At 74.9% G+C, this 9,848-nt stretch carries 12 protein-coding genes; 5 read left to right on the top strand and 7 right to left on the bottom strand.

Annotated features, from left to right (window positions below; all coding sequences use genetic code 11):
• Positions 1-654 (bottom strand): AAA family ATPase (locus tag GTQ99_RS14735; protein WP_166616493.1); only part of this gene is annotated, 654 nt, incomplete at its 3' end.
• Between the two features lie 316 nt (positions 655-970).
• Between GTQ99_RS14735 and GTQ99_RS14740 the strand changes: the two genes are divergently transcribed.
• The 4 genes from GTQ99_RS14740 to GTQ99_RS14755 all read left to right on the top strand — a co-directional run bounded on the left by GTQ99_RS14740 (position 971) and on the right by GTQ99_RS14755 (position 4,464).
• Positions 971-1,324, top strand: a complete 354-nt coding sequence (locus GTQ99_RS14740) for a nuclear transport factor 2 family protein (protein WP_338075012.1) — start codon at positions 971-973, stop codon at positions 1,322-1,324.
• Positions 1,321-2,208 (top strand): NmrA family NAD(P)-binding protein, encoded by an 888-nt coding sequence (locus tag GTQ99_RS25240; protein ID WP_166616494.1) that lies wholly within the window; start codon positions 1,321-1,323, stop codon positions 2,206-2,208. The genes GTQ99_RS14740 and GTQ99_RS25240 overlap by 4 nt, the downstream gene beginning before the upstream one ends.
• Entirely contained in the window at positions 2,205-2,672 is a 468-nt protein-coding gene (locus GTQ99_RS14750) for a nuclear transport factor 2 family protein (RefSeq protein WP_166616495.1), read from the top strand. Before GTQ99_RS25240 ends, GTQ99_RS14750 begins: the two co-directional genes overlap by 4 nt.
• A gap of 148 nt (positions 2,673-2,820) precedes the next feature.
• On the top strand, positions 2,821-4,464 hold the full coding sequence (locus GTQ99_RS14755; RefSeq protein ID WP_166616496.1) for an alkaline phosphatase D family protein: 1,644 nt from the start codon (positions 2,821-2,823) through the stop codon (positions 4,462-4,464).
• An 18-nt stretch (positions 4,465-4,482) separates the two neighbouring features.
• On the opposite strand, the gene GTQ99_RS14760 is transcribed toward GTQ99_RS14755, so the two are convergent.
• The 6 genes from GTQ99_RS14760 to GTQ99_RS14785 form a co-directional block, all read right to left on the bottom strand.
• Positions 4,483-5,121, bottom strand: a complete 639-nt coding sequence (locus GTQ99_RS14760) for an isochorismatase family protein (RefSeq protein ID WP_166616497.1) — start codon at positions 5,119-5,121, stop codon at positions 4,483-4,485.
• Between the two features lie 100 nt (positions 5,122-5,221).
• On the bottom strand, positions 5,222-5,524 hold the full coding sequence (locus GTQ99_RS14765) for a WhiB family transcriptional regulator (RefSeq protein WP_338075013.1): 303 nt from the start codon (positions 5,522-5,524) through the stop codon (positions 5,222-5,224).
• Between the two features lie 140 nt (positions 5,525-5,664).
• A complete protein-coding gene (locus GTQ99_RS14770; protein ID WP_338075014.1) occupies positions 5,665-6,072 on the bottom strand; it encodes an ester cyclase in 408 nt (135 codons plus the stop codon).
• 70 nt (positions 6,073-6,142) lie between these two features.
• Positions 6,143-6,400, bottom strand: a complete 258-nt coding sequence (locus tag GTQ99_RS14775; RefSeq protein WP_166616500.1) for a hypothetical protein — start codon at positions 6,398-6,400, stop codon at positions 6,143-6,145.
• Positions 6,401-6,597: 197 nt separating this feature from the next.
• Entirely contained in the window at positions 6,598-8,049 is a 1,452-nt protein-coding gene (locus tag GTQ99_RS14780) for an MDR family MFS transporter (RefSeq protein ID WP_166616501.1), read from the bottom strand.
• Between the two features lie 176 nt (positions 8,050-8,225).
• A complete protein-coding gene (locus tag GTQ99_RS14785; protein WP_166616502.1) occupies positions 8,226-8,609 on the bottom strand; it encodes a metalloregulator ArsR/SmtB family transcription factor in 384 nt (127 codons plus the stop codon).
• A gap of 103 nt (positions 8,610-8,712) precedes the next feature.
• Here GTQ99_RS14785 and arsB point away from each other — a divergent pair, with 103 nt between their 5' ends.
• The gene (gene arsB, locus GTQ99_RS14790; RefSeq protein WP_276612281.1) at positions 8,713-9,837 is read left to right on the top strand and encodes an ACR3 family arsenite efflux transporter; all 1,125 of its coding nucleotides are present in this window, start codon (positions 8,713-8,715) and stop codon (positions 9,835-9,837) included.
• Positions 9,838-9,848: the final 11 nt, after the last annotated feature.

The raw sequence follows: 9,848 nt of genomic DNA on the forward strand, positions 1-9,848 counted from the left end.
GTCCGGGGGGTCGAGGGGGTCGAGGGGGTCGCGCGGGTCCAGGGAGTCGAGGAGCTCCTCGGACTCCCGCGCCGACAGCGGTGGCAGCAGCAGGCGCGCAGCGGCCGCGGACTCGAGGACCTCGCTGCCGTGCTCCGTCGAGCGGGCGTCGCCGCCGGTGCGGGCGGTGGCCACCAGCAGCACCGGCGCCCCCTGCAACCGCCGCGCCACGAAACCCACCACCTCCGCGCTGGAGGCGTCCAGCCACGGGGCGTCCTCCACCACCAGCAGCAGCGGCCGCGCCGCCGCCGCCTCCTCCAGCAGGCCCAGCGCGGCCAGGCCGATCAGCAACCGGTCCGGCGCCGCACCCTCGTGCACCCCGAACGCCGTCAGCAGCGCCGCACCCTGGCGCGGCGGCAACGCCCCCACCAGCTCCAGCACCGGGTGCACCAGCTCGTGCAGGCCCGCGAACCCCGCCGGCGCACCACCCTGCGACCCCGCGCAGCGCAGCACCCGGAAACCCGCACCACCGGCCACCCGCGCCAGCGCGGCCACCAGCGTCGACTTGCCGATCCCGGCCTCACCCTCCACCACGGCCACCCGCCCGGTCCCGGAGGCAGCCACCACCTCCAGCAAGCCCCGCAGCTCGGCGAGTTCCCGCTCGCGCCCGATCACGCTGGTCCCCACTCCTCGCACGGGAGCCCGCCGGCCGTGATCACGACGAGGCCCTCCGAGACGCCGGTCGCACACCGCTCCCCGCCGCCGGTGTCCGGCGGGGCGGACGACACCGGGCACACCGTACGCCCGGTGCGGGGCCGGTGGACGCCGCGTCGCGGTGGGTGACCGGAGGCGCCGCTGCGGCGACGGTCAGCGCTGCTGACGGGGTTCAGTCACGTGACGGATGGAGGCGCCGCACGAGCACCACCAGTGTGGGCCCCGAGATCGAGCCGACCCAGGGGCTCGAGGACCGGCCGATGCCCGAGGAGAACCGGTGACCGTCGAAGAGCTGATGCACGCCAACCTGCTGGAGGTCTTCGCCGAGCGGGACCCGGAGCGGCGCCGGGCGGCCATCGAGCGCACCTACGTGCCCGAGGTCACCTTCGCCGACCCGGAGGAGACGGTGGTCGGCCGGCAGGCGCTCGACGAGAAGGCGCAGCGGCTGCTCGACGAGTCGCCGGGGTTCGTCTTCAGTCCCGGCGGGCCGGTGCAGGTGGTGCAGGACCTGGGCTACCTCGCCTGGCGGTTCGGCCCCGAGGGCGGGGAACCCGTGGTCCGCGGCGCGGACGTCGCCCTCGTCGAGGGGGGCCTCATCACGGCCGTCTACACGATGCTGCTGCCGGAGTGACGTCGCAGCGGGGCGAGGTCGGCGTCCTCGGGGCGAACGGGCAGCAGGGGTCCGCCGTGGTCCGGGCGCTGGCGGCGGCGGGGGTGCCGGTCCGCGCGCTGGTGCACCGCCCCGAGGCGGCCGCCGCCGTGCAGGGGCTGCCGGGTGTCCGTGCGGCGCACGCCGACACGGACGACCCGGGGGGCCTGCGCGAGGCCTTCGCCGGCCTGAGCGCCCTGTTCGCCGTGACCGTCTTCGCCGCCCGCGGCCCGGCTGGGGAGGTGGTGCAGGGACGGGCCGTCGTCGACGCGGCCGCCGCTGCGCGGGTCCCGCACCTCGTCTACAGCTCCGTCGGCGGCGCCGAGCGCCGCTCCGGCGTGCCCCACTTCGAGAGCAAGTGGGCCGTCGAGGAGCACCTGCGCGCCAGCGGCGTGCCGGCGGTGGTGGTGCGCCCGGTGTTCTTCATGGAGAACTTCGTGCAGTCGATGGCTCCCGTGCAGGAGGGCGAGGACCTGGTGCTGCGCGCACCGCTGCTCCCCCGCGTGCCCCTGCAGCTGATCTCGGCCGTGGACGTCGGCGCCGTCTGCGCCGCGCTGCTCCTGCGCCCGGGGCTGGCCGGTGCCGGAGCCGTCGAGGTCGCCGGTGACGAGCTGACCGCCGAGCAGGTCGCCGAGCACCTCGGCCGCCGGCGCGGGCTCCGCGGCCGCTTCGAGCCGACGCCCGTCGAGGCCGTGGACGACGACGACTTCCGGGCGATGTTCGGTTGGCTGGGTCACCCGCCCGCCTACCAGGGGGATCTGCTGCTCACTCGGCGGCTGCACCCGGGTGTCCGCGACTTCCCCGCCTTCCTGGCCTCGCAGCAGCAACCTCCCCCCACCCGGACGCACCTCGAGGAGCCCGCGTGAGCACCGTCCAGAACGACCCCGGCCTCGGCTCCGACCGCGAGGCGGTCCGGCGGCTCATCGACGCCTACGCCCACCACGCGGACCGGCGCGAGCCGGCCGAACAGGCGGCCGTCTTCACCGAGGACGGACGGGTGCTGCTGTTCGAGGGCGATCCCGCGAAGACCGAGCCGGTGCAGACGATCCACGGGCGCGAGGCGCTCGCCGCGACGTTCGCCGGGCTCATCGCGCAGTACGAGGCCACCACGTACTTCAACGGCCAGAGCGACGTCGACGTCACCGGCGACTCGGCCAGCGCCGAGACGTACTGCATGGCCCACCACCTGCTGCGGCAGGACGGGCAGCGCGTGCTGCTCACCATGGCCATCCGCTACCTGGACACCTTCGAGCGCACGGCGGAGGGGTGGCGCATCGCCGAGCGCCGCATCGTCTTCGACTGGACGGATCGGCGCCCCTCGCAGCCCTGACCCGCAGCGCTCCGGTGCGCATGCACGCAGCGTTCACGCGGACGTCGTGCAGCGGCACCCGGGCGGTCGCGCTGCGGGAGCAACGTCCTCCTCGTCCGGTGCGCGCACGCAGCCACCGCCCCCGCTGCCCCCTCGACGAGGAGCTCCCGTGAGCACGTCCGAACCCGTCCGTCCCTGCGCCGCCGGCGCCCGCCGCCGCACCGTGCTGGGCGGCGCCGTCGGCGCCGGCCTGGTCACCGCCACCGCCTTGCCCGCCGCCGCGCAGACCACGCCCGGCCCGGGCGTGCAGGCGAAGTCGGCGGCCGTGCGCCTGGGGGACCCCTTCACCCTCGGCGTGGCCTCGGGCGAGCCCACCGCCGACGGCGTCGTGCTGTGGACGCGGCTGGCGCCCTCCCCGTACGCCGCCGACGGGCGCGGCGGCATGCCCGAGCGCGACGTCCCCGTCGAGTGGGAACTGGCCGAGGACGAGGGTTTCCGGCGCACCGTGCGCAGCGGCCGCGCCACCGCGGTCTCGCAGCTGGGGCACAGCGTGCACGTGGAGCTGGACGGCCTGCCCGCCGGGCGGGAGTTCTTCTACCGCTTCCGCGTGGCCGGGACCGGTGGGGCGATCTCCCCGGTCGGCATGACCCGCACCGCCCCGGCCGCCACGTCATGGGGCACGCCGCTGACGATGGCCTTCGCCTCCTGCGCGCAGTACGAGCACGGCTGGTTCACCGCCTACCGCCGGCTGGCCGAGGAGCAGCCCGACGTCGTCCTCTTCCTGGGCGACTACGTCTACGAGTACCAGGCCGACGACTACGTCTCCCCCTCCGGCGACAACGTGCGCGACCACATGGGCCCGGAGACGCGGACGCTGGGCGACTACCGCCTGCGCCACGCGCAGTACAAGGCCGACCCGGACCTGCAGGCCGCGCACGCGGTCGCCCCGTGGATCGTCACGTGGGACGACCACGAGGTGGAGAACAACTACGCCGGCCTGATCGCCGAGGCGCAGGAGCCCTACCCGACGCCGGAGGAGTTCACCGCCCGGCGGGCCGCCGCCTACCAGGCGTACTACGAGAACATGCCGCTGCGCGCGGGCGCACGTCCCACCGGCGCCGACATGCAGCTCTTCCGCCGCCTGGACTGGGGCCGGCTGGCCTCCTTCCACGTCCTGGACACCCGCCAGCACCGCGACGACCAGCCCGGCGGGGACGTCTTCCCCACGACCGGGCCCGAGCGCGACGACCCGCAGCGCTCGATCCTGGGCGAGCAGCAGCAGGAGTGGCTGCTGGAGGGCCTGACCTCCTCGGCGGCCACCTGGGACGTCATCGGCCAGCAGGTGGTGTTCCACGAGCACGACTACGTGCCCGGCGTCGACCGGGGTTTCAACCCCGACTCCTGGGACGGCTACACCGCCGACCGCCAGCGGCTGCTGGACGCCTTCGCCGAGCGCGGGGTGGAGAACCCCGTCGTGCTGACCGGTGACGTGCACAAGCACTACGCCGCCGACCTGGCCCGCGTCGCCGCCGACCCGAACTCCGCGCCCGTGGGGGTGGAACTGGTCTGCACGTCCATCACCTCCGGCGGGGACGGCGGCGACGCCTACGAGACGCGCGACAGCGAACTGGCCGACAACCCCGACCTCAAGCTGGCCAACGACCAGCGCGGCTACGTCGTGGCGCGCCTGGACCGCCGCGAGCTGCGGGCGGACTTCCGGGTGCTCGAGCGGGTCTCCCAGCCCGGTTCGCCCGTCAGCACCCGGGCCACCTTCGTCACCGAAGCCGGCAGGCCGGGACTGCAGCAGGCCTGAGCGGCGGCGCGGCGCCGGTCAGCCGCCGAAGGCGGCCACGACCTGCGCCGCGCTGCCCCGGTAGGACGCGAAGGTGTAGTCCAGCGCGTCCAGCGAGCGCTGCCCGGCGGCCTCGTCCACCACCCCGCAGGCGTCCTCGACGACCACCGGCAGGAACCCCAGGTCCGCCGCGTGCCGGGCCGTCGGCTCGATGCCGATCTCCAGCACCGCGCCGACGAGCACCAGCGTGCCGACGCCCCGGTCGCGCAGCACCGCCTCCAGCGGGGTGCCCACGAACGCGGACATGCCCAGCTTGTCGAAGACCGGTTCGCCGCCCACGGGTGCCAGTTCCGGCACCAGCTGCGTGTGCGCGTCCTGCGGGCCGAAGACGGCGCGCACCTCGTCGGCGCGCTGCACGCGCTGCCAGGCCATCGCGGTGCGCAGGCCCGCCACCCCCAGGTGCGAGGGCGGCAGGGACACGTGCCGCACGTAGAGGACGGGGACGTGCGCGGCGCGGGCGGCGGTCAGGACCGCGCCGATGCGCCCGGTCACCGCCCCGCCGTCGCGGACGTGGGCCAGGATGCCGACCTGGGCGTCGTAGACGAGCACCGCGCTCACCCCTGGGCGGCACATCTCGGCGAGGTCCTCGGGCACCGCCACCCCGTGCGCGTGCTGCACGGCACCGAGCATGTCAGCCGGACCGCCGCCGCGGCCAGCCCCCCGGGGCGAGGGGGCCGCTGCGCACCCGGCGCCCCGGCCGGCGCCCTCAGCGGCGCCCTCAGCCGGCGCGGTCCAGGCGGCGTTCGCCCCGCCGGCTCCACGCCTGCTCGCGCTGCTCCTCGGTCAGCCCGCCCCACACCCCGTAGTTCTCGCGGTGCGCCAGCACGTGCTCGCGGCACTGGCGCAGCACGGGGCACTCGGCGCAGATCGCCAGCGCCGCCGCGTCGCGGCGGTGCCGGGCGGCTCCCCGCTCCAGCTCCGGGTGGAAGAACAGCTCCGGATCGGCCTGGCGGCAGGCACCCCGCACCTGCCAGCCCCAGACCTGGACGCTCGGACTCAATCCCTGCGCGGTGTGGGTCACGACTTCCCCCGATCGATGGCGTCCTGTGGTCCCCTCTTCCCCACCCTGACGCATCCCTAAACACTGCGCAATCACTTGACTACGTTGCGTGAACATGCTGACGACGCCCGGCGCCTGCTTCGCGCAGGGCGACCCGTGCGTCAGCTCGTGGCGGAGGCCGTCAGGGCGTCGCGCACCACGGGGTAGAGGTCTCCCCAGCACTGGGCGATCTTGCCGTCGGCGACGCGGTACATCACCAGCTCCTGGGTGCTGATCGTGCGGCCCGTGGGGGCGATGCCGCTGAAGGACCCGGTGTGCGTCCCCCGGCCGGTGAGCCGGACGGCGATCGTGTCCCCCTCGATCACCAGGTGCTGCGGCTCCCACCGGTAGTCGGGGAAGGCGATGCACACGGCCTCGACCCCCTCGACGTAGGCGGCCAGCCCGTCGACGGGCCCGGAGCCGCTCACCTGCTCGGAGACGAACTCCCCGAGGTCCTCGAAGCGGTGCTCGTTGCAGCAGGCCAGGTAGCGCTCGTAGAGGGCGAGCACGTCAGCGCGATCGGGTTCCACGCCAGCATGATCACACGGCACCGCGCCGACGCACCTCGGGGACGCGACGACACCGACGCGACGGCGGGCCTCAGACGGCTCCGCGCGCCCACGCGTCGACCCACTCGTCCAGCGCTCCGCCGGCCAGGGCGTCGCGCAGGTCCAGCAGTGCGTCCAGCCGGTCGGTGCCGAGCCCGGCCAGGGCGACGATCGTCGCCGCCCTGACCGCCTCGTCGTCCAGGTCCTCGCGGGTGAGCCGGTGCAGCTGCGGCAGCCGGGCGCTGGTGGGCCGGTGCCCGCGCCAGCGCTCGACGCGCTCCCACAGCCGCTGGGGGGCAGGGGCGGTCATGCGTACCTCGCTCGTCGTGATCGTCGTGCTCGTCGGTGTCGCGGGGCGCGCTCCGCCCGGAGAGCCGCTGGGCCCGGCCGCCGGACCGCCCCGCCCCTCCTGCAACACCGCGAGCACCCCTCCCGCGACCCCCGGGAGGTGTCGCGTGCGTCACGTCCGGCCCCCCCGGCCGGCGCTCCCCCGGCCGCGGAGCCCGCTCAGGAGGTCCGCGCGGCGGCTCCGGCCTGCGCACCGGAGCGCGTGCCGTCCTCGCGCGGCATGCACGCGACGGCGGCCAGCAGGAGCACCGAGACGGCGGCGGTGGCGATGAAGACGTGGTGCACCGCCCGCGTCAGGGCGTCGGGGTCGATGCCGGCGCCCTCCAGCGCGGCGGCGCCCAGGGTGGCGTTGACGACCGCGCCGAACGCGGCGACGCCCACCGCGCTGCCCAGGGAGCGGAAGAACATGTTGGTCGCGGTCACCACGCCGCGCTGCTGCCAGCCGACGGCGGCCTGCGCCGCGATGAGCGTCGGGGCGGCCGTCAGCCCCATGCCCAGGCCGATCGCGAAGCAGGTCGCCCCCACCTGCACGACGCTGGAGGAGCGGTCCAGCAGCAGCAGCGTCGCGCTGGCGGCCACCACGACCAGCGAGCCGAGCAGGGCGGTGGCCCGGATCCCGATGCGCAGGTACAGCCGCCCGGCCTGCGAGGCCGAGATCGGCCAGCCGAGGGTCAGCGCGGCCAGCGCGAAGCCGGCGACCAGCGGGCCGGTGCCCAGGGCCTCCTGCACGTAGGTCGGCACGTAGGAGGTCAAACCCAGCAGCACCGCCCCCACGAACGCCGACACCAGGCTGGTGGTGACGATGAGGCGGTGGCGCAGCAGCGCGAGCGGGACGACGGGGTCGGCCGCCCGCCGCTCCACCGCCGCGAACACCACCAGCAGCAGCGCCCCGCCCGCCAGGACCGCGACGCTCTGCGGCGAGGTCCAGGCCCAGGCCTGCCCCCCCTCGAGCAGCCCGAGGACGAGCAGGGTCAGGGCGGTCGTGAGCACCGCGGCGCCGGCGTAGTCGATGCGCGGGCGGCTGCGCTGCACGTCCTCCTCGAAGCGGCGCCAGATCATGGCGCCGGCCAGCAGGCACAGCGGGACGTTGATGAAGAAGATCCAGCGCCAGCTGACGTACTCGGAGAACACCCCGCCCAGGGTGGGGCCGACCACGGAGCTGATCGCCCACACGCTGGCGATGTAGCCCTGCACCCTGGCGCGCTCGGCCAGCGAGTAGAGGTCGCCGATGATCGTCATGGACATCGGCTGCACCGCGCCGGCACCCACCCCCTGCAGGGCCCGGAAGGCGATGAGGGCGCCCATGTCCCACGCCACCCCGCACAGGATCGAGCCGACGAGGAAGAGGCCGATGCCGACGAGCATGACGGGCTTGCGGCCGAAGACGTCGGCGAGCTTGCCGTACACCGGGACGGTGACCGCCTGGGCCAGCAGGTAGATGGAGAACAACCACGGGAACTGGGCGAAACCGCCGATGCTGCGCACGATCGAGGGCACGGCGGTGGCGATGATCGTGGAGTCGATCGCCACCAGCGCCGTCGAGAGCATGACCGCGATGAGCACCGGCCCCCGCTCGGAGCGGAAACCCACACCCGTCGCCTGCGTCGCCATGCGTCGTCCCCCCGTGCGGCACCCCCGGCGCGGTGCCTCGCCCGTCCGCGGGCGCCCCGGCCGGACCACCCGCGCCCGATCCTCCCCGACGGTCCGGACCCGTCGGCGGTCGGGTGCCGCGGGCAACGGTGGCCGGCCCCGACCGGGGACCCTCGCGGTGCGGGACCGCCCCGGGCTCAGGGGGCGGAGGCGGCGACGGGGACGGCCAGGACGGCGGCCAGGGCGTTGAGCGCCTCGGGCACGACCGCGAAGTAGGCCCACACCCCGCGCTTGTCGCGGGTCAGCAAGCCGGCCTCGACCAGCACCTTCAGGTGGTGGGAGACGGTGGGCTGGCTCAGGCCCAGCGGTTCGACGAGGTCGCACACGCACGCCTCGCCGCCCTCGTGCGCGGCCACCAGGGACAGCAGGCGCAGCCGGGCGGGGTCGGCGACGGCCTTGAGCGTGCAGGCCAGGTCGGTCGCGGCCTCGGCGCTGAGCGGCCGGCGGGTGAGCGGGGCGCAGCAGGCGGCGCTCGCGCCCGAGCGGGGGGCGGAGACGACGGGCAGGGTCGAGGTGGCCACGGCCCCAGTGTGGCACTCGACATTCACCGGTGTCGATATTGACAGGCGTGAATGCACCTGCCAGTGTCGGTCATCGACCGACGTCGATGGGAGAGCCTGCCCGATGAGCGACCTGGTCGCCGAGAACCCCCGCCCCGCCGCACCTCGGGGCACCGGGACCCCGGTGCTGGCGCGCCTGTCGGTGCTGGACCGCTTCCTGCCGGTGTGGATCATCGCCGCGATGGCCCTGGGCCTGCTGCTGGGGCGCCTGGTCCCGGGCCTGGACGACGCGCTGAGCGCCGTCGAGGTCGGCTCGGTCAGCCTGCCCATCGCGGTCGGGCTGCTGCTGATGATGTACCCGGTGCTGGCCAAGGTCCGCTACTCCGAGACCGCCCGCACCGCAGCCGACCACAAGCTCGTGGTCAGCTCGCTGGTGCTGAACTGGCTGATCGGCCCGGCGCTGATGTTCGCGCTGGCCTGGCTGCTGCTGCCCGACCAGCCCGAGCACCGCACCGGCCTGGTCATCGTCGGCCTGGCGCGCTGCATCGCCATGGTGCTCGTCTGGAACGACCTGTCCTGCGGGGACCGCGAGGCCGCAGCCGTGCTGGTGGCGATCAACTCGGTCTTCCAGGTCCTCGCCTTCGCCGCCCTCGGCTGGTTCTACCTGCAGGTGCTGCCCGGCTGGCTGGGCCTGGAGACCACCAGCGCGGAGTTCTCCGTGGGCGCCATCGCCCTCAGCGTCCTCGTCTTCCTCGGCATCCCGCTGCTGGCCGGTCTCCTCACCCGCACCCTCGGCGAACGGGCCCGCGGCCGGGCCTGGTACGAGGAGCGGTTCCTGCCGAGGATCGGGCCCGTCGCCCTCCACGGGCTGCTGTTCACCGTCGTCGTGCTCTTCGCCCTGCAGGGCGACGCCATCACCAGCCAGCCGGGGGACGTGGCCCGGATCGCGCTGCCGCTGCTGGCCTACTTCGCGATCGTGTTCGCGGGCTCCTTCGCCCTGGGCAGGGCGATCGGCCTCAGCTACGCGAAGACCTCCACCCTGAGCTTCACCGCCACCGGCAACAACTTCGAGCTGGCCATCGCGGTGGCGATCGGCACCTTCGGCGTCACCTCCGGGCAGGCCCTGGCCGGGGTCGTCGGCCCGCTCATCGAGGTGCCCGTGCTCGTCGCGTTCGTCCACGTCGCCCTGTGGGCCGGGCGCCGCTTCTTCCCCGGCGACCCGACCGTGCCCGCCCGCGCCGGCCGTTGACCGCACCCGCC

Source organism: Kineococcus vitellinus (assembly GCF_009906315.1).
GTDB lineage: Bacteria > Actinomycetota > Actinomycetes > Actinomycetales > Kineococcaceae > Kineococcus > Kineococcus vitellinus.

What these genes read in the sequence shown, in the direction of transcription:
- GTQ99_RS14775 (WP_166616500.1), bottom strand. Translation starts at nt 6,400, where the DNA reads ATGACCGCCCCTGCCCCCCAGCGGCTGTGGGAGCGCGTCGAGCGCTGG.
- GTQ99_RS14780 (WP_166616501.1), bottom strand. Translation starts at nt 8,049, where the DNA reads ATGGCGACGCAGGCGACGGGTGTGGGTTTCCGCTCCGAGCGGGGGCCG.
- arsB (WP_276612281.1), top strand. Translation starts at nt 8,713, where the DNA reads ATGAGCGACCTGGTCGCCGAGAACCCCCGCCCCGCCGCACCTCGGGGC.